20 protein-coding genes are annotated in these 21,993 nt (G+C 65.9%); 17 read left to right on the top strand and 3 right to left on the bottom strand.

The genetic code is table 11. The features are described from left to right. Positions 1-2: 2 nt before the first annotated feature. From LZ005_RS14735 to ompA, 3 genes are all read right to left on the bottom strand, one after another. Positions 3-692: an HAD family hydrolase gene (locus tag LZ005_RS14735; protein ID WP_237808843.1), complete on the bottom strand. Its 690-nt coding sequence runs from the start codon at positions 690-692 to the stop codon at positions 3-5. Positions 693-701: 9 nt separating this feature from the next. After that, positions 702-1,397: a bifunctional 2-polyprenyl-6-hydroxyphenol methylase/3-demethylubiquinol 3-O-methyltransferase UbiG gene (gene ubiG, locus LZ005_RS14730; RefSeq protein ID WP_237808842.1), complete on the bottom strand. Its 696-nt coding sequence runs from the start codon at positions 1,395-1,397 to the stop codon at positions 702-704. A gap of 63 nt (positions 1,398-1,460) precedes the next feature. After that, a complete protein-coding gene (ompA, locus tag LZ005_RS14725) occupies positions 1,461-2,180 on the bottom strand; it encodes an outer membrane protein OmpA (RefSeq protein WP_237808841.1) in 720 nt (239 codons plus the stop codon). Between the two features lie 333 nt (positions 2,181-2,513). Between ompA and gyrA the strand changes: the two genes are divergently transcribed. The 17 genes from gyrA (at position 2,514) to LZ005_RS14640 (ending at position 21,972) form a co-directional block, all read left to right on the top strand. Continuing rightward, a complete protein-coding gene (gene gyrA, locus LZ005_RS14720; protein WP_237808840.1) occupies positions 2,514-5,135 on the top strand; it encodes a DNA gyrase subunit A in 2,622 nt (873 codons plus the stop codon). 88 nt (positions 5,136-5,223) lie between these two features. After that, positions 5,224-5,769, top strand: coding sequence for a DUF2059 domain-containing protein (locus LZ005_RS14715; protein WP_237808839.1), 546 nt, complete (start codon positions 5,224-5,226; stop codon positions 5,767-5,769). A gap of 47 nt (positions 5,770-5,816) precedes the next feature. Further along, positions 5,817-6,905 (top strand): 3-phosphoserine/phosphohydroxythreonine transaminase, encoded by a 1,089-nt coding sequence (gene serC / locus LZ005_RS14710; protein ID WP_237808838.1) that lies wholly within the window; start codon positions 5,817-5,819, stop codon positions 6,903-6,905. Positions 6,906-6,945: 40 nt separating this feature from the next. Beyond that, the gene (gene pheA / locus LZ005_RS14705; protein ID WP_237808837.1) at positions 6,946-8,025 is read left to right on the top strand and encodes a prephenate dehydratase; all 1,080 of its coding nucleotides are present in this window, start codon (positions 6,946-6,948) and stop codon (positions 8,023-8,025) included. A gap of 13 nt (positions 8,026-8,038) precedes the next feature. Next, entirely contained in the window at positions 8,039-9,145 is a 1,107-nt protein-coding gene (gene hisC, locus LZ005_RS14700) for a histidinol-phosphate transaminase (protein ID WP_237808836.1), read from the top strand. An 18-nt stretch (positions 9,146-9,163) separates the two neighbouring features. After that, positions 9,164-10,075, top strand: coding sequence for a prephenate dehydrogenase/arogenate dehydrogenase family protein (locus tag LZ005_RS14695; protein ID WP_237808835.1), 912 nt, complete (start codon positions 9,164-9,166; stop codon positions 10,073-10,075). A gap of 9 nt (positions 10,076-10,084) precedes the next feature. Next, a complete protein-coding gene (gene aroA, locus LZ005_RS14690) occupies positions 10,085-11,413 on the top strand; it encodes a 3-phosphoshikimate 1-carboxyvinyltransferase (RefSeq protein WP_237808834.1) in 1,329 nt (442 codons plus the stop codon). Between the two features lie 145 nt (positions 11,414-11,558). Next, positions 11,559-13,964, top strand: a complete 2,406-nt coding sequence (locus LZ005_RS14685) for a catalase (RefSeq protein WP_237808833.1) — start codon at positions 11,559-11,561, stop codon at positions 13,962-13,964. A gap of 33 nt (positions 13,965-13,997) precedes the next feature. Next, positions 13,998-14,261: a helix-hairpin-helix domain-containing protein gene (locus LZ005_RS14680; RefSeq protein ID WP_237808832.1), complete on the top strand. Its 264-nt coding sequence runs from the start codon at positions 13,998-14,000 to the stop codon at positions 14,259-14,261. 13 nt (positions 14,262-14,274) lie between these two features. Continuing rightward, a complete protein-coding gene (gene cmk, locus LZ005_RS14675) occupies positions 14,275-14,949 on the top strand; it encodes a (d)CMP kinase (RefSeq protein WP_237808831.1) in 675 nt (224 codons plus the stop codon). A gap of 118 nt (positions 14,950-15,067) precedes the next feature. After that, complete coding sequence (gene rpsA, locus LZ005_RS14670; protein WP_269106728.1) at positions 15,068-16,771, top strand: 30S ribosomal protein S1; 1,704 nt, start codon at positions 15,068-15,070, stop codon at positions 16,769-16,771. An 8-nt stretch (positions 16,772-16,779) separates the two neighbouring features. After that, positions 16,780-17,085 carry an integration host factor subunit beta gene (locus tag LZ005_RS14665; RefSeq protein ID WP_237808830.1) on the top strand — a complete coding sequence of 102 codons (306 nt, stop codon included), beginning with the start codon at positions 16,780-16,782 and terminating at the stop codon, positions 17,083-17,085. 105 nt (positions 17,086-17,190) lie between these two features. Next, on the top strand, positions 17,191-17,493 hold the full coding sequence (locus LZ005_RS14660) for a lipopolysaccharide assembly LapA domain-containing protein (RefSeq protein ID WP_237808829.1): 303 nt from the start codon (positions 17,191-17,193) through the stop codon (positions 17,491-17,493). Between the two features lie 18 nt (positions 17,494-17,511). After that, on the top strand, positions 17,512-18,687 hold the full coding sequence (gene lapB / locus LZ005_RS14655; RefSeq protein WP_237808828.1) for a lipopolysaccharide assembly protein LapB: 1,176 nt from the start codon (positions 17,512-17,514) through the stop codon (positions 18,685-18,687). A 9-nt stretch (positions 18,688-18,696) separates the two neighbouring features. Next, entirely contained in the window at positions 18,697-20,064 is a 1,368-nt protein-coding gene (locus LZ005_RS14650; RefSeq protein ID WP_237808827.1) for a UDP-glucose/GDP-mannose dehydrogenase family protein, read from the top strand. Beyond that, positions 20,061-21,026: a D-glycero-beta-D-manno-heptose-7-phosphate kinase gene (rfaE1, locus tag LZ005_RS14645; protein ID WP_373889335.1), complete on the top strand. Its 966-nt coding sequence runs from the start codon at positions 20,061-20,063 to the stop codon at positions 21,024-21,026. The genes LZ005_RS14650 and rfaE1 overlap by 4 nt, the downstream gene beginning before the upstream one ends. Positions 21,027-21,135: 109 nt before the next feature. Beyond that, positions 21,136-21,972: an alpha/beta hydrolase gene (locus tag LZ005_RS14640; protein ID WP_237808826.1), complete on the top strand. Its 837-nt coding sequence runs from the start codon at positions 21,136-21,138 to the stop codon at positions 21,970-21,972. Positions 21,973-21,993 lie beyond the last annotated feature (21 nt).

Raw genomic sequence — 21,993 nt, 5'->3', positions numbered from 1 at the left:
GCTCAGGCCGCGAGCTCCGCGGCCTGGCCATGCGCCACGCGCAGCAGGTCCAGCAGGGCCTGCGGCGTGGGCAGCAGATAGTCCGCCCCCCAGCTGGCCGGTTCCACGGCCCCGCAATATCCCCACGCACACGCTACCGTCCGCATGCCCGCCGCCTGGCCGGCCTGGATGTCGCGCAGATCGTCTCCCACATACCAGCAGCGTTCGGGCGCCACGCCGAGCCGGCGCGCGCCTTCCAGCACCGGCGCCGGATGCGGCTTGGCATGCGCGGTGCTGTCGCCCGACACGGCGCAGCCGGCGTGGTCCAGACCCAGCAGCGGCAGCAGCGGATCGGTAAAGCGCGCCGGCTTATTGGTGACGATGCCCCAGTCCATGCCCAGCGCGCGGACACCGGCCAGCAGCGCCGGCACGCCCTCGAACAGGCAGGACTCGACCGCCATGGCGGCCTGGTAGTTGTCGAAGAAGCCCTGGCGCAGGGCCTCGTAGCCCGGGTCCTGCGGCGTCAGCCCGAAGGCCACGCCAATCATGCCGCGCGCCCCGGCCGAGGCGGTCGGGCGCAGCAGCGGGTAGGGCGTCGGATCGAGGCCGCGCGCGGTGCGCAGCCGGTTCACGGCCGCGGCCAGGTCGGGCGCGGTGTCGGCAAGCGTGCCATCCAGATCGAACAGGATGGCCGCCGGGGCGGGCTGCTGCATCAGGAAACCTCAGGCGTTGCGGGTGCAGGCCACCATGTAGTTCACCGCCGTGTCCTGGTTCAGCGAATACATCTTGGTCAGCGGGTTGTAGCTCATGCCCTTCAGGTCGTCGACCTGCAGGCCGGCATTGCGCGCCATCTGCGACAGCTCGGCCGGGGTGATGAACTTGGCATAGTCGTGGGTGCCGCGCGGCAGCAGGCGCAGCACGTACTCGGCACCGACAATCGCAAACAGATAGGCCTTGGGATTGCGGTTGATGGTCGAGAAGAACAGCTTGCCGCCCGGTTTGACCAGGCGCGCGGCGGCCTGCACGACGGCGGCCGGATCGGGCACGTGCTCGAGCATCTCCATGCAGGTCACGACGTCGAAGCTTTCCGGCTCGGCCGCGGCCATGTCCTCGGCCGAGATCGATTTGTAGCGCACCGCCACGCCGCTTTCCAGCGCGTGCAGATCGGCCACCTTGAGCGCCTTGTCGGACAGGTCGATGCCGGTCACCTCGGCGCCCTTGCGCGCCATGGCCTCGGCCAGGATGCCGCCGCCGCAGCCGATGTCGAGCACGCGCTTGCCGGCCAGCGGGGCGCGCGCGTCGATCCACTCCAGGCGCAGTGGATTGATCTCGTGCAGGGGACGGAATTCGGAGGTCGGGTCCCACCAGCGGTGGGCCAGTTCGGAGAACTTCTGGATTTCAACGGGATCGGCATTCATGCCCGCCATCATACCAAAAGAAAAACCCCGCCGGAGCGGGGTTTTTGAGCGTTGCGGACCAGCTTACTTGGTGGCCGGCTTGGTCACGCTGCGGGTGCCGACGACTTCGATTTCCACGCGACGGTTCTTGGCGCGGTTGGCAGCGGTCTTGTTGTCCACGGCCGGCTGCTTCTCGCCTTTACCTTCGGTGTAGATGCGGTTGGCTTCCACGCCTTTGCCCATCAGGTAGTCCTTGACGGCATTCGCGCGGCGCTCGGACAGCTTCTGGTTGTAGGCATCGGTGCCGATCGAGTCAGTGTGGCCGACGGCGATGATGACTTCCAGATTGATGCCTTTGAGCTTGCTGACCAGATCGTCGAGCTTCTCTTTGCCTTCCGGCTTGAGCACCGACTTGTCGAAGTCGAAGAAGGCGTCAGCAGCAAAGCTGACTTTCTCCGAGGTGACAACCGGAGCCGGCGGCGGGGGAGGCGGCGGCGGCGGGGGCGGCGGGGGCGGCGGGGGCGGGGGCGGCGGCGGCGGGGCTACGCACTTGCCGTTCTCCAGCTTTTCACCGTCCTTGCACAGCGGCAGGTCGCAACCGGCCACGGCGTCGGCCGGGGTCCAGTAGCCCGTACGCCAGCACAGACCGAAGGGGTCGCGCGCGATCACGCCGCGGCCATCTTGCACGTAGGCGCTGTTCGGCGTCTTCGCCTTGATATCGGTCGTCACCGGCGCATTCTGCGCCTGTGCGCTGGCTGCAAACGCCGCGCACACGGCGAGTACAAGCCTCAAGAGTTTCGTCATATTTTTGTTCCTTTCGGGTTGATGTCCACCAGGCCGGCATCAGGGCGCAAAAGAGCGTGCCGCGCCAGCGCGGACCACGGACGTTTGGGTCCTGGTGTTCAGCTTGTGAAACAAGCAAGATGCTTCATGCACCATTTTGCCACATACGTCGGTATGGCACGATGACAGGCCTGTGAAAGCCTCGGGAATGATAAGGGCTGCGTTGTTTTCGTGCAACGAAACGGAACATGCCGCGAACCACGCCAATTCCACCCCCAAACCCCGCCGAACGGGCTTTTTCGCGTGTTAGAATCCTTGGTTTGAACGCAACATAGCCGCAGAGCTGCCCGACGCATGGATCAATTCGCAAAAGAAACAATCCCCATTTCCCTCGAAGAAGAGATGCGCAAGAGCTACCTCGATTACGCGATGAGCGTGATCGTGGGACGGGCCTTGCCGGATGCGCGTGACGGTCTCAAGCCCGTGCACCGCCGCGTGCTGTTCGCCATGGGCGAAGCGAATCAGGTCTACAACCGTCCGTATGTGAAGTGCGCGCGCGTGGTCGGCGACGTCATGGGTAAGTACCACCCGCACGGCGACCAGGCCATCTATGACACCCTGGTGCGCATGGCCCAGGACTTCTCGCTGCGCTACACGCTGATCGACGGCCAGGGCAACTTCGGCTCGATCGACGGCGACAACGCGGCCGCCATGCGTTACACCGAGTGCCGCCTCGACAAGATTTCGAATGAGCTGCTGGCCGATATCGACAAAGAGACGGTCGACTTCGTGCCCAACTACGACGGCAAGGAAAAAGAGCCGTCGGTGCTGCCGACCCGCATTCCCAACTTGCTGATCAATGGTTCGGCCGGTATCGCGGTCGGCATGGCCACCAATATCCCGCCCCACAATATCACCGAGGTGATCAACGGCGCCCTGCACGTGCTGCGCAATCCGGACTGCGGCATCGACGAGCTGATCGAGATGATCCCGGCCCCGGACTTCCCGACCGGCGCCATCATCTACGGCCTGTCGGGCGTGCGCGACGGCTACCGCACCGGCCGGGGCCGCGTGGTCATGCGCGCCAAGACCCACTTCGAGGAATACGGCAAGGATGGCGGCCGCATGGCCATCATCGTCGACGAGCTGCCCTACCAGGTCAACAAGAAGAGCCTGCTCGAGCGCATCGCCGAAAACGTGCGCGACAAGAAGCTCGAAGGCATCAGCGACATCCGCGACGAGTCCGACAAGTCGGGCATGCGCGTGGTGATCGAACTCAAGCGCGGCGAAGTGCCCGAGGTGGTGCTGAACAACCTCTACAAACAGACCCAGCTGCAGGACACCTTCGGCATGAACATGGTGGCCCTGGTCGACGGCCAGCCCAAGCTGCTGAACCTCAAGCAGCTGCTCGAGTGCTTCCTGTCGCACCGGCGCGAAGTGGTCACGCGCCGCACCGTGTTCGATCTGCGCAAGGCGCGCGAACGCGGCCACCTGCTCGAAGGCCTGGCCGTGGCCCTGGCCAATATCGATGACTTCATCGCGATCATCAAGGCCGCGCCCACGCCGCCGATCGCGAAAGCCGAACTGATGGCGCGCGCCTGGGATTCGTCCCTGGTGCGCGAAATGCTCAAGCGTACCGGCGAGGGCGAGACCATCGGCGGCATCGAGGCCTTCCGCCCCGAGCACCTGCCCAAGCACTACGGCATGCAGGCCGACGGCCTGTACAAGCTGTCCGAAGACCAGGCCCAGGAAATCCTGCAGATGCGTCTGCAGCGCCTGACCGGTCTCGAGCAGGACAAGATCGTCAACGAGTACAAGGACGTGATGGCCCTGATCGCCGACCTGCTCGACATCCTGTCCAAGCCGGCGCGCGTGACCCAGATCATCAGCGACGAACTGAGCGCCGCCAAGCTCGAATACGGCGAAGGCAACAAGGACGTGCGCCGCTCGACCATCGAGATGAACGCCACCGACCTCGAGACCGAAGACCTGATCACCCCGCAGGACATGGTGGTGACCCTGTCGCACTCGGGCTATATGAAGTCGCAGCCGCTGTCCGAGTACCGCGCCCAGAAGCGCGGCGGGCGTGGCAAGCAGGCCACCGCCACCAAGGAAGACGACTGGATCGACCAGCTGTTCATCGCCAACACGCACGACTACATCCTGTGCTTCTCCAACCGCGGCCGCATGTACTGGCTGAAGGTGTGGGAAGTGCCGCAGGGCTCGCGCAACTCGCGCGGCAAGCCGATCGTGAATATGTTCCCGCTGCAGGACGACGAGAAGATCACGGTGGTGCTGCCGCTGTCGGGCGATAACCGCAGCTTCCCCGAGGACCATTTCGTGTTCATGGCCACCAGCCTGGGCACGGTCAAGAAGACCCCGCTGAAGGACTTCTCCAATCCGCGCAAGGCCGGCATCATCGCGGTCGACCTGGACGAGGGCGACTTCCTGATCGGCGCCGCCCTGACCGACGGCCAGCACGATGTGATGCTGTTCTCCGACGCCGGCAAGGCCGTGCGTTTCGACGAAAACGATGTGCGCCCGATGGGCCGCACGGCGCGCGGCGTGCGCGGCATGATGCTCGAGGAAGGCCAGCGCGTGATCGCGCTGCTGGTGGCCGAGAACGAGCAGCAGTCGGTGCTGACGGCGACCGAAAACGGCTTCGGCAAGCGCACCCCGATCACCGAGTACACGCGCCACGGCCGCGGCACCAAGGGCATGATCGCCATCCAGACCTCCGAGCGTAACGGCAAGGTGGTGGCGGCGACCCTGGTCCAGACCACCGACGAGATCATGCTGATCACCACCGGCGGGGTCCTGATCCGCACGCGCGTCTCCGAGATCCGCGAAATGGGCCGCGCCACCCAGGGCGTGACCCTGATCGCGGTCGAGGATGGCACCACGCTGTCCGGCCTGCAGCGCATCGTGGAAGCCGACGCCGACGAAGAGGCGCCGGGCGAGACCGCCGCGGAATAAAACGGCGTCGCTGGCGTGCCGCGGCACGCCAGCGCGCCACGCCAGCGGCGGGCGTTGCAGCCGCGTCTGACCATCCCGGAGTCCCCTCATGAAACGATTTGCTCTCGCGCTCAGCACCGCTGGCGCCTTGCTGCTGGCGCTGCCCGCCTGGTCGCAGACGGCGGCCCCCGATCCGGCCGCGCTGGAGGCGGCGCGCAAGATGTTCGAGGTCGCGCGCATGCGCAATACCATGCTCGCCATCAGCCAGCAGCTCAGCGCGCAGCTGCCTTTGTTGACGCAGCAGGTCACCGCCCGCATGATCGAGCAGAACAAGGAACTGAGCCCGGAGAAGAAGAAGGAACTGCTCGAGCGCGCCGCCAAGTCGGCGCCAGTCCAGGGCCGCAGCATGCAGGGCCTGTTTGAGGATCCGGCTGTCTTCGACGAGATGCTGGCGGCCAGCGTGGCGGTGTATGCGCGCCACTTCAGTGTGGACGAGCTGAATCAGATCGGCGCCTTCTATGCCTCGCCGGCCGGCGCCAAGCTGCTCAGCGAAGGGCCGAAGATGATGCCGGAGATGATGGGCGCGATTCAGACGCTCATGCTGCCGCGCCTGACCAAGATGGCCGAAGCCGCCGCCAGGGAAGCGATGAAATAAATCGGCGATAATGGCAAAGCCGCTCCGCCACCAACAGGAACCCCGCAGTGACCCGCATTTATAACTTCTCCGCCGGCCCGGCCGTGCTGCCGCAACCCGTCCTCGAACAAGCTGCCGCCGAAATGCTCGACTGGCATGGCAGCGGGATGTCGGTCATGGAGATGAGCCACCGCGGGCCGGAATTCATCTCGATCTACCGTGAGGCCGAGGCCGACCTGCGCGAACTGCTGCGCGTGCCGGCCAATTACAAGATCCTGTTCCAGCAGGGCGGGGGCCTGGGCCAGAACGCCATCATCCCCATGAATCTACTGGGACGCGCCGGCCCTGACCCGGTGATCGATTTTGTCCACACCGGCTCCTGGTCGGGCAAGTCGATCAAGGAGGCGCGCCGCTATGCGCGCGTGAACGTGGCCGCCTCCAGCGAGGCAAGCCGCTTCGACCACATTCCGCCGCAGGACAGCTGGCGCCTGACGCCGGGCGCGGCCTATCTGCATGTGTGCACCAACGAGACCATCGACGGCGTCGAATTCCAGTTCGCCCCGACGGTGCAGGGCGACACCGTGCTGGTGGCCGATATGTCGAGCCATATCCTGAGCCGCCGCATCGACGTCAGCCAGTACGGTGTGATCTTCGGCGGCGCTCAGAAGAACATCGGCCCGGCCGGCGTCACCGTGGTGATCGTGCGCGAGGACCTGCTTGGCCAGGCGCTGCCGATCTGCCCCTCGGCCTTCGACTGGAAGAACGTGGCCGACAACGAATCGATGTACAACACGCCGCCGACCTATGGCATCTACATCGCCGGCCTGGTCTTCAAATGGCTGAAGGCCCAGGGCGGCGTCGACGCCATCGAGCAGAGAAACATCGAAAAAGCTAAACTACTGTATGCTGCACTGGATGCCGACGACTTCTACCAGAACCGCGTCGCGCCCGAGTGCCGCTCGCGCATGACGATCCCGTTCTATCTGCGCGACGAATCCCTGAATGAATCATTCCTGGCCGGCGCCAAGGCGCGCGGGCTGCTGCAACTGAAGGGCCACAAGTCCGTCGGCGGTATGCGGGCATCGATCTACAACGCGATGCCGATCGAAGGGGTGCAAGCCCTGGTCGATTACCTGAACGAGTTTGCCGGCCGCTGATCCGACATCGAGCAGCGGGCGGTTTTTAAGTGCCCAGACGATGAACGACAAACTGAAACCCCTGCGCGAAAAGATCGATGCGATCGACGCCCAGATCCTCGAGCTGCTGAGCCAGCGCGCCCGCCTGGCCCAGGAGGTCGGCCATGTGAAGGCCGAAACCAATGCGCCCGTGTTCCGCCCCGAGCGCGAAGCCCAGGTGCTGCGCGGCGTGGCCGAGCGCAATCCCGGTCCGCTCAAGGCGCCCGAGGTGCAGACCATCTTCCGCGAGATCATGTCGGCCTGCCGCTCGCTCGAAAAGCGCGTGACCGTGGCCTACCTCGGCCCGGCCGGCACCTTCAGCGAGCAGGCCGTGTACCAGCAGTTCGGCTCCGCCATCGAGGCGCTGCCCTGCGTGTCGATCGATGAAGTGTTCCGCGCGGCCGAAGCCGGCACCGCCGATTTCGGCGTGGTCCCGGTCGAAAATTCGTCCGAAGGGGCGATCAACCGCACCCTCGACCTGCTGCTGCAGACCACCTGCATCATCAGCGGCGAGGTGGCGATCCCGGTCCACCACAGTTTGATGAGCAAAACCGGCAGCATGGACGGCGTGCGCGCGATCTGCGCCCATTCGCAGGCGCTGGCGCAGTGCCAGGTCTGGCTCAATCTGCACCACCCGCACATCGAACGGCGCGCCGTCGCCTCCAACGCCGAGGCGGCGCGCATGGCCAGCGAAGACCCGGCCATCGCCGCCATCGCCAGCGAAATGGCGGGCGAACAGTACCGCCTGGGCGTGGTCCAGGCCCATATCCAGGACGACCCGCACAACCGCACGCGCTTTGCCATCATCGGCAGCCTGCAGACCGGCCCCTCGGGCAAGGACCACACCTCGCTGGTGCTGGCCGTGCCGAACAAGGCCGGCGCCCTGTACGACCTGCTGCAGCCGCTGGCGCGCCATGGCGTGTCGATGACGCGCTTCGAGTCGCGCCCGGCCCGCATCGGCACCTGGGAATACTATTTTTACGTCGATATCGAGGGCCACCGGCAGGATCCTGCGGTGGCGAAGGCGCTGGCCGAACTCAAGGACAACGCCGCCTTCTTCAAGGTTCTGGGCTCCTACCCGGTCTGTCTAACCACCTTTTAAACGAGTGAGCACGATGTCCCAACACTACGGTCCTTCCTACGTCCGCGCGATCGCCCCCTACCAGGCCGGCAAACCGATTTCCGAAGTCGCGCGCGAGTTCGGGCTGGACGAAGCCAAGATCGTCAAACTGGCCTCGAACGAAAATCCCTTCGGCCTGCCCGCATCGGCCGCCACGGCGATGGCCGCCGCAGCCGCCGATCTGGGCCGCTATCCGGACGCGAACGCCTTCGATCTGAAGTCGGCCCTGGCCGCGCGCTACGACGTGCCGATGAGCTGGATCACGCTCGGCAACGGCTCCAACGACATCCTTGAAATCGCCGCCCACGCGTTTGTGGAAAAGGGCCAGGCCATCGTCTACGCCCAGTACTCGTTCGCCGTGTACGCGCTCGCCACTCAGGGCGTGGGCGCGCGCGCGATCGTGGTGCCGGCCAAGCATTACGGCCACGACCTCGACGCCATGGCCGCCGCCATCGACGCCGACACCCGCCTGGTCTTCATCGCCAACCCGAACAACCCGACCGGCACCTTCGTCAGCGCGCCCGAGATCGAAGCCTTCCTGCGCAAGGTGCCGGCCTCCGTCATCGTGGTGCTGGACGAGGCCTATAACGAATTCCTCAGCCCCGAGCAGCAGTACGAGTCGACCGCCTGGGTCAAGCAATACCCGAACCTGATCGTCTCGCGCACCTTCTCCAAGGCCTATGGTCTGGCCGGGCTGCGCGTGGGCTTCGCCATCGCCCAGCCCGAGGCGACCGATCTGATGAACCGCATCCGCCAGCCGTTCAACGTCAACTCGCTGGCCCAGGCCGCGGCCATCGCCGCCCTCAATGACCAGGCCTTCCTCGCCAAGGGCGCGGCCAACAACCGCGCCGGTTATGCGCAGCTGGTGGCCGCCTTCGAGGAGCTCGGCCTCGAGTATGTGCCCTCGTCGGGCAATTTCGTGCTCGTCAAAGTGGGCGCGGACGAGGGCGCCGGCGCGCGCGTCAATCTGGCGCTGCTGAAACAGGGCGTGATCGTGCGCCCGGTCGGCAATTACGGCCTGCCGCAGTGGCTGCGCATCTCGATCGGCCTGCCCGACGAGAACGCCGCCTTCATCGCCGCACTGAAAAAGGCGCTCGCATGACACGACGACGGAGGGCGCATGGCTGAGGCCATCGGTAAGCTGGTCGTGTTTGGCGTGGGGCTGATTGGCGGCTCCTTCGCCCTCGGCCTCAAGGCGGCCGGCGCCGTCCGTCATGTGGTGGGCTTCGACCGCGCGCCGGATGCGGCCGCGCGCGCGCTGGAACTGGGCATCATCGACAGCATCGGCGCCGATCCGGCGGCGCTGGCAGGCGCCGACCTGGTGCTGCTGGCCGTGCCGGTGGCCCAGACCGCACCGATTCTGCGCCAGCTGCTGCCGCATCTGGAAGCGCACACCATCATCACCGACGCTGGTAGCACCAAGACCGACGTGGTGGCCGCCGCCCGCAGCGTGCTGGGCGCGCGCAGCGGCCAGTTCGTGCCCGGCCACCCGATCGCCGGGCGCGAGATCAACGGCCCCGAGGCCGCCCTCGCGGGCCTCTACCGCGGTAAAAAATTCGTCGTCACACCCCAGCCCGAGAACAGCGCGGACGCCATTGCGCGCGTCAGCGCCGCCTGGGCCGCCTGCGGCGCTCTGATTCACAGCCTGACGCCGGAAGACCACGACCGCGTGTTCGCCGCCGTCAGCCATTTACCCCATTTGCTGGCCTACGCCCTGGTCGACGACATCGCCAACAAGCCGCATGCGGCGCTGCTGTTCCAGTATGCGGCCAGCGGCTTTCGCGACTTCACCCGCATCGCCGGCGCCTCGCCCGAAATGTGGCGCGACATCAGCCTGGCCAACCGCAGCGCGCTGCTGGGCGAACTCGATGCCTACATGGCCCAGCTGCACAAGCTGCGCGCCATGCTCGATGGCGCCGACGGCCCCGCCATGCTGGCCCTGTTCGCCAACGGCCAGCAGGCGCGCCAGCGCTGGATCGACACCATTGAAGCGGCCGAAGCGCCGCGCCCGCAAGACACCGCAGCAGAATAAGGAAACGCCATGCAGCACAAGCACTACCCCAGCCACATCGACCTGAAACCCGTGATGCATGTGCAGGGCACGGTCAAACTGCCGGGGTCCAAGTCCATCTCCAACCGCACCTTGCTGCTGGCCGCGCTGGCCAAGGGGAGCACCCGCATCGTCGACCTTCTGGCCTCCGACGATACGCTCGTCATGCTGCAGGCCCTGCACGCGCTGGGCGTGAAGTGGCATCAGGAAGATGGCCAGCACCACACGGTGCACGGCGTGAACGGCGTGCTGCCGAATCCGAAGGCCGACCTGTTCATGGGGAATGCCGGCACCGCGATCCGCCCGCTGACGGCGGCGCTGGCCGTGATCGGCGGTGACTACACGCTGCACGGCGTGCAGCGCATGCACGAGCGCCCGATCGGCGATCTGGTCGACGCGCTCAACGCGGTCGGCGCCCACATCGCCTACACCGGCCAGCCCGGCTACCCGCCGCTGCACATCCACAAGGGCCACTTCAATACCGAGCGCATGTCGGTGCGCGGCAATGTGTCGAGCCAGTTCCTGACCGCGCTGCTGATGGCCGCGCCGCTGATGGCCAAGCAGCACGACGTCAGCATCGACGTCGAAGGCGAGCTCATTTCCAAGCCCTATATCGAGATCACGCTGAACCTGATGCGCCGCTTCGGCGTGCAGGTCGAGCAGGATGGCTGGCAGTCCTTCACCGTGCGCGCCGGCCAGCACTACGTCAGCCCGGGCAGCATCCACGTGGAAGGCGACGCCTCGTCGGCCAGCTACTTCCTCGCCGCGGGCGCCATCGCCGGCGGCCCGGTGCGGGTGGAAGGCGTGGGGCGCGACTCCATCCAGGGCGACGTGCGCTTTGCCGAGGCGCTGGAAGCGATGGGCGCGACCATCACGCGCGGCGACACCTGGATCGAAGCGCGCTGCGACCAGCCGCTGAAAGCCATCGACATGGACTTCAACCACATCCCCGATGCGGCCATGACGATCGCCGTCGCCGCCCTGTACGCCGAGGGCACGACCACGCTGCGCAATATCGCCAGCTGGCGCGTCAAGGAGACCGACCGCATCGCCGCCATGGCGACCGAGCTGCGCAAGGTCGGCGCCAAGGTGGAGGAGGGCCCCGACTGGCTGAGCGTGACCCCGCCCGAGCAGATCCAGTTCGCCCAGATCGATACCTACGACGACCACCGGATGGCGATGTGCTTCTCGCTGGTGTCGCTCGATGGCAAAGCGCGGCGCGGCGCGCCGGTGCGCATCAACGACCCGAAATGCGTGGCCAAGACCTTCCCCGAGTTCTTCCAGGCCTTCCACAGCATCGCCCACGACAGCCTGTTCTGACCACCGGAAAAATGGGGTCAGACCCCATTTTGTCAGCTTGATAAGCTTTGGCGGTTTTTGAGACCTGACCCCGTTTCCGTCAATAAGGGTGGAGCGGGGGCCTTGCACACTCAGCGTTTCCTGCTGACTTTGTGTGAGGTGAATCATGACGACTCAGAAGTCCAATGGCCAGGCCGGCGCTGGCTCGGTGCTCAGTACCATCGGTGGTCCGTCGGAGGCGGCGCCGCCGTCCGACCTGGGCGCGCCGACGTCGGAAAGCGCGCGCCTGCTCGAAAAAGTCGTCGGCGACGAACAGCTGGCGGCGCAGATGCCCTTCAATACCACCAAGCCGCTCGAATACGGCGCGCCGGCGCGCGCCCCGCACGAGGGCGAACGCCATGCGCCGCGCACGCCGCTGGCCACGGCCAGCACCAGCACCGAGGATGTGGCCTCGCCCAAGCTCGGGCGCGGCCAGCCGGACATCGGCCAGAATCCGAATAACGGCCCGCTCGACCGCGTGCGCGTCGACGACAGCGCGCGTACCCTGACCACCAACCAGGGCGTGAAGGTGGCCGACAATCAGAGCTCGCTGAAGATCGGCCTGCGCGGACCGACCGCGCTCGAGGACTTCGTCTTCCGCGAAAAAATCACCCACTTCGACCATGAGCGCATTCCCGAGCGCGTCGTGCATGCGCGCGGCTTCGGCGCGCACGGCTTCTTCGAGAACTACCGCGACCTGTCGCATCTGACGCGCGCCCACCTGTTCTCGCAGGCGGGCAAGCGCACGCCGGTGTTCGTGCGCTTTTCCACCGTGGCCGGTTCGCGCGGTTCGGCCGATACCGCGCGCGACGTGCGCGGCTTCGCGACCAAGTTCTATACCGACGAAGGCGTGTGGGACCTGGTCGGCAATAACATCCCGGTCTTCTTCATCCAGGACGCGATGAAGTTCCCGGACCTGATCCACGCCACCAAGCCCGAGCCGCACAACGAGATCCCGCAGGCCTCGACCGCGCACGACACTTTCTGGGACTTCGCCGGTCTGTCGCCCGAGATCTTCCACATGCTGATGTGGGTGATGTCGGACCGCGCCATCCCGCGCAGCTTCCGCACCATGCAGGGCTTCGGCGTGCACACCTTCCGCCTGGTGAATGCGCAGGGCGAAAGCCAGTTCTGCAAATTCCACTGGACCCCGCTGCAGGGTACGCACTCGCTGGTCTGGGACGAGGCGGTCAAGCTGGCCGGGGCCGACCCGGACTTCCACCGGCGCGACCTGTACGAGGCGATCGAGGCCGGCCACTTCCCGGAATGGGAATTGAGCGTGCAGGTCTTCAGCGAGCAGCAGGCGGCCGACTTCGGCGTCTTCGATGTGCTGGACCCGACCAAGCTGGTGCCGGAGGAGCTGGTGCCGCGCCAGCCGGTCGGGCGCATGGTCCTGGACCGCAATGTCGACTACTTCTTCGGCGAGACCGAGCAAGTGGCCTTTTGCGCGGCCCATCTCGTGCCGGGCCTGGACTTCACCAATGACCCGCTGCTGCAGGGCCGCATCCATTCCTACATCGACACCCAGCTGACGCGCCTGGGCGGGCCGAACTTCCACGAAATCCCGATCAATTCCTCGGTCGCGCAGGTGCACAACAACCAGCGCGATGGCTTTCACCGCCAGGCCGTGCACCGCGGGCGCGTGGCCTACGAGCCCAATTCCCTGGCCGGCGGCTGCCCGTTCCAGGCCGGGGCGCGCGGCTTCGTCAGCTATCCGGAGCAGATCGAGGCGAGCAAGGTGCGCGGCAAGGCCGAACTGTTCGCCGAACATTTTGGCCAGGCGCGCCTGTTCTGGAAAAGCCAGAGCCCGGCCGAGCAGCGCCACATCCTCGACGCCTTCCGCTTTGAGCTGACGCGCGTGCAGACGCCGCAGGTGCGGGTGCGCATCGTGGCGGGCCTGCGCCATGTCGACGAGGGCCTGGCCGCGGCCCTGGCCGAGCAGCTCGGCCTGCAGCTGCCGGAGCCGCTGCCGCGCGCGAGCGATCTGCCGATTCCGGATTACCCGCCGTCGCCGGCGCTGTCGCTGCTGTCCTATCCGACCCGCACCGGCATCCGCACGCGCCGCGTGGCCGTGATCGTGGGGCAGGGCGTGGACGCGGCGCTGGTGCGCCATTGCTATCGCGTGCTGCTCGATCAGGGCGCGGTGCCGCGCCTGGTCGGCCAGCGCCTGGGCAAACTGGATGCGGACGGCGATTGCGCGCTCGATGTGGAAGTGACCTACGAGGCCATGCCGGCCGTGCTGTTCGACGCCGTGCTGCTGCCGGACGGGATCGATGGGGCGCTGGGCGCGGACGGCCGCCTGCGCGAATTCCTGCGCGACGCCTACCGCCACGACAAGCCGCTGCTGGTGCTTGGCAGCGCGCGCGATCTGGTCGATGCGGCCGGCCTGCCGCCGGATCTGCCCGACGGTCAGCCCGACCCGGGCCTGATCGTGGCCGCGCCGGTCGATGTCGATGCGGCCCTGCAGTCCTTCGCCGCCGTCCTCGCCACCGGAAAGGTCTACGCGCGCGAAACCGACCCGCCGCGCGTCTGACCGTTCACCCGGGCATGGGTGTAGCATGTACCCATGCCCACCACCGCCGACCTCAAAGACCTGCAGCGCATTCCCGGCGTCGGGCCGTCCATCGCGCGCGACCTGTGGGAGCAGGGCTTTCGCCGCGTGGCCGACCTGCAGGGCGCCGACCCCGAGGCCATGTACCGGCGCCAGTGCGCGTTGCAGGGCTGCCACGTGGACCGCTGCTGGCTGTATGTGGCGCGCGGCGCCGTCTACTACGCCGAGACTGTCCATCCTGAGCCGGAGAAATTAAAATGGTGGCATTGGAAAGACTGAGGCCGTATAAAACATGCAACAACACGCTATTCCTGTCATTACCATCGACGGCCCGACCGCTTCCGGCAAAGGCACCGTGGCCCACCGCGTTGCGGACGAACTCGGCTTTCATTTCCTCGATTCGGGCGCGCTCTACCGCCTGACGGCCCTGTCGGCCCTGCGCCGCCATACCGATCTGGCCGACGAGCACGCGCTGGCCAAGGTGGCCGAGCATCTGCCTTGCAGCTTCATCGACGGCCACGCCATGCTGGGCGAGGAAAACGTCAGTCAGGCAATTCGCCAGGAAGAGGTCGGCAACCTGGCCTCGAAGATCGCCGCCCTGCCGGCCGTGCGCCAGGCCTTGTATGCACTGCAACTGTCGTTTCGCAAGACGCCGGGCCTGGTGGCCGACGGGCGCGACATGGGCACCGTCATCTTTCCCCACGCCACGCTCAAGATCTTCCTCACCGCGTCGGCCGAGGCGCGCGCCGAGCGCCGGTATAAGCAATTGATTGAAAAAGGTTTTTCTGCTAGTATGGAAGACCTTCTGGCAGATTTGCAGGCCCGCGACGCGCGTGATTCCCAACGTGCCATCGCGCCCCTCAAGCCGGCCGAGGACGCGCACGTCATCGACACCTCGCACCTGACGGCCAATGAGGCCATCTTCGAAGTGCTCCGTTTGTACGCACGCATCAAGCATTCCGCCTGATTCGTCGGGCGAACCCGGGTGCCTGTTCCGGTCGCATGGCCGGCGCAGGCGTTTTGTATAACCACAACCCAGTTGAAGCCGCACTCCGCGGGCCTTGCTGGCTCACCGAAAACTTAACATGTCTACTACTACCTCCGCTTCCGGTATGGAATCCTTTGCCGCCCTGTTCGAAGAGTCGATCGCGCGTCAAGATATGCGCTCCGGCGAAGTGATCTCCGCTGAAGTCGTGCGTCTGGATCACAACTTCGTGATCGTCAACGCCGGCCTGAAATCCGAAGCGTTCATCCCCGTTGAAGAATTCAAGAATGACCAGGGCGAACTCGAAGTCAACGTTGGCGACTTCGTCTCCGTGGCCATCGAATCGCTGGAAAATGGTTTCGGCGATACCATCCTGTCGCGCGACAAAGCCAAGCGCCTGGCCTCCTGGCTGGCTCTGGAAAAAGCCATGGAATCGGGCGAGATCGTCACCGGTACCGTGAACGGCAAGGTCAAGGGCGGCCTGACCGTGCTGACCAATGGCATCCGCGCCTTCCTGCCGGGTTCGCTGGTCGACACCCGTCCGGTCAAGGACACCACCCCGTTCGAAGGCAAGACCCTCGAATTCAAAGTCATCAAGCTGGACCGCAAGCGTAACAACGTGGTGCTGTCGCGCCGCGCCGTGATCGAAGCCTCGATGGGCGAAGAGCGCGCCAAGCTGATGGAAACCCTGAAAGAAGGCACGGTCGTGACCGGCGTGGTGAAGAACATCACCGACTACGGCGCGTTCGTGGATCTGGGCGGCATCGACGGCCTGCTGCACATCACCGACCTGGCATGGCGCCGCGTGCGTCACCCGTCGGAAGTGCTGACGGTTGGCCAGGAAATCACCGCCAAGGTCCTCAAGTACGATCAGGAAAAGAACCGCGTGTCCCTGGGCGTCAAGCAACTGGGCGACGATCCGTGGACCGGCCTGTCGCGTCGCTACCCGCAAGGTACGCGTCTGTTCGGCAAGGTCACCAACCTGACCGACTACGGCGCCTTCGTCGAAGTGGAGCAGGGCATCGAAGGTCTGGTGCACGTCTCCGAAATGGACTGGACCAACAAGAACGTGGCCCCGAACAAGGTTGTCCAGCTGGGCGACGAAGTCGAAGTCATGGTCCTGGAGATCGACGAAGAACGTCGCCGTATCTCGCTCGGCATGAAGCAGTGCAAGCCGAATCCGTGGGACGAGTTCGCCATGAACCACAAGAAGGGCGACAAAGTGAAGGGCGCCATCAAGTCGATCACCGACTTCGGCGTGTTCATTGGTCTGCCGGGCAACATCGATGGCCTGGTGCACCTGTCGGACCTGTCCTGGACCGAGCCGGGCGAAGAAGCCGTGCGCAAGTTCAAGAAAGGTGACGAGCTGGAAGCCATCGTGCTGGCCATCGACGTCGAGCGTGAGCGCGTGTCGCTGGGCGTGAAGCAGCTCGAAGGTGACCCGTTCACCAACTTCGCCGCCATGAACGACAAGGGTTCGCTGGTCACCGGCACCGTCAAGTCGGTCGAGCCGAAAGGCGCCGTGATCGCCCTGACCGAAGAAGTCGAAGGCTATCTGCGCGCTTCGGAAATCTCGCGCGACCGCGTGGAAGACGCCGGCACCCACCTGAAAGTGGGCGACAGCGTCGAAGCCATGGTGATCAATATCGATCGCAAGGCCCGTTCGATCCAGCTGTCGATCAAAGCCAAAGACAACGCCGACACCGAAGCCGCGATGAAGTCGCTGGCCTCGGATTCGAGCGCTGCCTCGGGCACGACCAGCCTGGGCGCGCTGCTGAAGGCCAAGTTCGATAACAAGAACTGATTGTCTTCATGACCAAGTCCGAGTTGATCAATCGCCTCGCTGAGCGCTATTCGCAGCTGGTGGCGAAGGACGCGGAATATGCGGTCAAAACCATTCTCGACGCGATGACCACGGCCCTGGCCACTGGTCAGCGCATCGAGATCCGCGGTTTTGGCAGCTTCGCGCTGAACAGCCGGCCGCCGCGCATCGGGCGCAATCCCAAGTCGGGCGACAAAGTGATGGTGCCGGAAAAACGGGTACCGCACTTCAAGCCTGGCAAGGAATTGCGCGAGCGCGTCGACGCCATGGTGGGTCAGCCGATCATCGAAGACTGAAGTCGCAAGCCTCTCCAAAACGGCGTCCTCGGACGCCGTTTTTATTGGTGCCTGGCGGGCACTCTGTTGTATCCTTCACACTTAGTGTTCATTGAGGAATGGCCGATGAAGTTCATCACCTCCCTGGTAGGTCTGGCAATGTTTGTGCTGTTCTTCGGCTTCGCCCTGAAGAACCAGCAGGAAGTCGACCTGCGCGTTTTCCTGAATTATGAAATCCGCGGCCCGCTGGTGCTGATGCTGCTGGCCTTTTTCGTCGCCGGCGCCGTGCTGGCCGTGCTGGCCGTGACGCCGACCCTGATCCGCCAGCGGCGCGAAGCGACGCGCCAGAAGAACACCATCGCCGCACTGCAGGCCAATGCGCGCCAGGGCCTGGCCCAGCCGCAGCCGGACGCCGTGCGCACCCACTAAAACGAGACACGCGCCCCCATGGAATTCGAAATCTGGATGGTGCTGGGCATCCCCCTGTTTTTTGCGCTCGGCTGGCTGGCCGCGCGCGTGGACATCCGTCAGGTCGTGTCCGAGTCGCGCACCCTGCCGCGCGGTTACTTCAAGGGCCTGAATTTCCTGCTCAACGAACAGCCCGACAAGGCGATCGACGCCTTTATCGAAATCGTCCAGTTCGACCCCGAGACGGCCGACCTGCATTTCGCCCTCGGCAATCTGTTCCGCCGCCGCGGCGAAGTCGAACGCGCGATCCGCGTGCACCAGAACCTGCTGGCGCGCCCCGATCTGCCGCCGGCCCAGCATGCCAAGGGCCGCTACGAACTGGGCATGGACTACCTGAAGGCCGGCCTGCTCGACCGCGCCGAAGAATGCTTCAACCAGCTGCGCGACACCGCCTACGACGGCCAGGCGCGCCGCGCCCTGCTCGAGATCTTCCAGCGCGAGAAGGAATGGAAGCGCGCGATCGAATCGGCGCGCGCGCTGCAGGAGTCGGGCGCCGGCACGCGCCAGAAGGAGATCGCCCAGTTCTACTGCGAGATGGCGCAGGACGCGCTGGTGCACATGCACCCGGACGACGCCCTGGCCCTGCTCGACGAGGCGCTGCAGGTGGACCGCTCGAACGTGCGCGCCACCATCCTCACCGGCGACGCCCAGCTGGCCAAGGGCGAGGTCGAGGCGGCCCTGGTCAGCTGGCGCCGCGTGGAGCAGCAGTCGGTGCCGCACGTGGCCCTGGTGGCCCAGCGCCTGATGGACGGCTACCGCAAGGTCGGGCGCCCGGCCGAGGGCCTGAGCCTGTTGAAATCCTATCTGGCCGAAGCGCCCTCGATCGACCTGCTGGAGGTGGTGTTCAAGGCCGTCAGCGAAGCCGAAGGGGTGGAGGCGGCCAAGCAGGTCGTGCTCGAGGAGCTGCGCCGCAGCCCGACCCTGCTCGGCCTCGACAAGCTGCTCGAGGCGCGCCTGATGGACGCGCCGGCGGCCGTGATGTCGGAACTGTCGATGGTGAAGAACCTCGTGCACGGCTATACCCAGAAGCTGGCGCGCTACCAGTGCAGCCACTGCGGCTTCAAGGCGCGCCAGTTCTACTGGCACTGCCCGGGCTGCAGCCAGTGGGAGACCTACCCGCCGCGCCGCACCGAAGAACTGAATGTGATGAACTAAGAAGACACCATGAAAATTACGATTATCGGCACCGGCTATGTGGGCCTGGTGACCGGCGCCTGCCTCGCCGAACTGGGCAACAACGTGTTCTGCCTCGACGTGGACGCCAACAAGATCGCCATCCTGAATAACGGCGGGATTCCGATCCACGAACCGGGCCTGGAAGAGATCGTGGCGCGCAACCGCGCCGCCGGGCGCCTGCAGTTCTCCACCGATGTCGAAGCCGCCGTGGCGCACGGCCAGCTGCAGTTCATCGCGGTCGGCACCCCGCCCGACGAAGACGGCTCGGCCGACCTCCAGTATGTGCTGGCGGCCGCGCGCAACATCGGCAAGTACATGAATGACTTCAAGGTCGTGATCGACAAGTCGACCGTCCCGGTGGGCACGGCCGACCGCGTGCAGGCCGCCATTGCAGGCGAACTGGCCGCGCGCGGCGTGGCGCTCGACTTTGCCGTGGTGTCCAATCCCGAGTTCCTGAAAGAGGGCGCGGCGGTCGAGGACTTCATGCGCCCGGACCGCATCGTGATCGGCCACGACCAGTCGCCGGCCGGCCTCAAGGCGCGCGACCTGATGAAGAAGCTGTATGCGCCGTTCAACCGCAACCACGAGCGCACCTACTGGATGGACATCCGCTCGGCCGAATTCACCAAGTACGCGGCCAATGCCATGCTGGCCACGCGCATCTCCTTCATGAACGAGCTGGCCAATCTGGCCGACCATGTGGGCGCCGACATCGAGGCCGTGCGCCACGGGATCGGCTCCGATCCGCGCATCGGCCACAGCTTCCTGTACGCGGGCGCCGGCTACGGCGGCTCCTGCTTCCCGAAAGACGTGCAGGCGCTCGAACGCACGGCGCGCCAGTATGACCAGGAGCTGCTGATCCTGCGCGCCGTGGAAGCCGTCAACGACCGTCAGAAGCAGGTGCTGGGCCAGAAGGTGGTCGGCCAGTTCGGCCCCGACCTGCGCGGCAAGCACTTCGCCGTCTGGGGCCTGGCCTTCAAACCGAACACCGACGATATGCGCGAAGCCCCGTCGCGCGTGCTGATCCGCGATCTGCTCGAACGCGGCGCCAGCGTGGCCGCCTACGACCCGGTCGCGATGCGCGAGGCCGAGCGCGTGCTGGCCCTCGATCTGAGCCCGGAGCTGCGCGCGCGCCTGCGCTTTGCCAGCAGCCCGCTCGACACCTGCGACGGCGCCGACGCCCTGATCATCGTCACCGAATGGAAGGCCTTCCGCAGCCCGGACTTCGAGGCCATCAAGGCGCGCCTGAAGCAGCCGGTGGTGTTTGACGGCCGCAATCTGTTCGAGCCGGCCGTCATGCTGGAAGCCGGGTTCGACTACTTTGGCATCGGCCGTTCGGCCGCCGCACGCCAATGAGCGCGCGCCTGCTGACGGCCGCCAGCCAGGGCCAGATGGCCGCGCCCGATCTGGCGCGCGTGCGCATCCTGGTGGTCGGCGACGTGATGCTCGACCGTTACTGGTTTGGCGACGTGGCGCGCATTTCGCCCGAGGCGCCGGTGCCGGTCTGCCGCGTGGTCAAGCGCGAAGCGCGCCTGGGCGGCGCCGCCAACGTGGCGCGCAATGCGGCCGCGCTGGGCACCCACTGCGGCCTGCTCGGCGTGGTCGGCGCCGACGAAGCCGGCAACGAGGTCGAGCGCCTGCTGCGCGAAGGCGGCATCACCAGCTATCTGAAGCGCGACGAGGGCATCGCCACCATCGTCAAGCTGCGCGTGATCGGCCGCCAGCAGCAGCTGATCCGCATCGACTTCGAGGATGCGCCCAGCGACGTGGTCCTGCGCGACAAGCTCACCCAGTTCAATGCCCTGCTGCCCGATTTCGACGTCATCATCTTCAGCGACTACAACAAGGGCGGTCTGGTCAACGTGGCCCAGATGATCGCGGCCGCGCGCGCGGCCGGCAAGATCGTGCTGGTCGATCCGAAGGGCGACGACTTCACGCCCTACCGCGGCGCGACCCTGCTGACGCCGAACAAGTCCGAACTCAAGCGCATCGTCGGCAGCTGGAAGGACGAAGCCCAGCTGACGGCCAAGGCGCACGCGCTGCGCACCTCGCTCGATCTCGACGCGCTGCTGCTGACGCGCTCGGAGGAGGGCATGAGCCTGTACACGGGCAGCGAAGACCTGCACGTGCACGCCGATGCGCGCGAAGTGTTCGACGTCTCGGGCGCGGGCGACACCGTGATCGCCACCCTGGCCGCCATGCTCGGGGCCGGCGCCAAGCTGGACGAGGCCGTGTGGAAGGCGAACCAGGCCGGCGGCATCGTGGTGGGCAAGCTGGGCACGGCCACGGTCACGCGCGAGGAACTGTTCGGCGCGTAGTTTGCCTACCGCCTCAGAGCGGCGTGCGTTCAAAATTATTTGATATGCACGTAATTTTGCTTCCACTCCCGGTGCTAGAATCGCTCGCGCATCGCTACCGGGAGTGTTCATGCCATCCATCCGTCCGCTATTAGCCATCCTCTGTCTGGGCTGGGCCAGCCTGGTCTGCGCCGCCGACCCGGCGCGCCCTTCGACCGCCCAGCCGAATGTCAGCGTCTGGCCCGAGGCCCTGCCGATGCCGGGCCTGAACCGCACGCGCCAGATCCGCGTGTATCTGCCGCCCGGCTATGCCGAATCGACCAAGCGCTATCCGGTGCTCTACATGCACGATGGCCAGAACCTGTTCGATGACGCCACCTCCTACTCGGGCGAGTGGGGCGTCGACGAAACCCTGAACGCCCTGGCCAGGGAAGGCAAGCTGGAACTGATCGTGGTCGGCATCGACAACGGCGGCGACAAGCGCATGACGGAGCTGAACGGCTTCGACGATTCCGAGGCCGGCAAGAAGGAAGGCGAGGCCTATGTGCGCTTCATCGTCGAGACGGTCAAGCCCTTGATCGACCAGCGCCTGCGCACGCGCCCGGAGCGCCAGTACACCGGCATCATGGGCAGCTCGATGGGCGGCCTGATCTCGCACTACGCGATCGCGCGCTACCCGCAGGTGTTCGGCAAGGCCGGCGTGTTCTCGCCGTCCTACTGGATCGCGCCGAGCGCCAAGGCCTATCTGCACAGCCATCCGCTGCCGGCCGATGCGCGCGTCGACATCGTCATCGGCGGCTTCGAAACCGGTGCCGTCAGCGATGCCCTGGCCATGTATGAGTTCATGCTGGCCGAGGGGCGCAGCAGCCAGGTCACGCGCTACCACATGAATCCGATCGGCGTGCACCACGAGAGCTTCTGGCGCCAGGAGCTGGCGCGCAGCCTGCTCTGGCTGTACGCAGAATAAGGCCGCGCACGCCTTGCGTTG

Origin of the sequence: Massilia sp. TS11, from assembly GCF_022012445.1 — a bacterium.
GTDB lineage: Bacteria > Pseudomonadota > Gammaproteobacteria > Burkholderiales > Burkholderiaceae_D > Telluria.
This window is presented reverse-complemented; position numbering and strand designations above follow the sequence as displayed.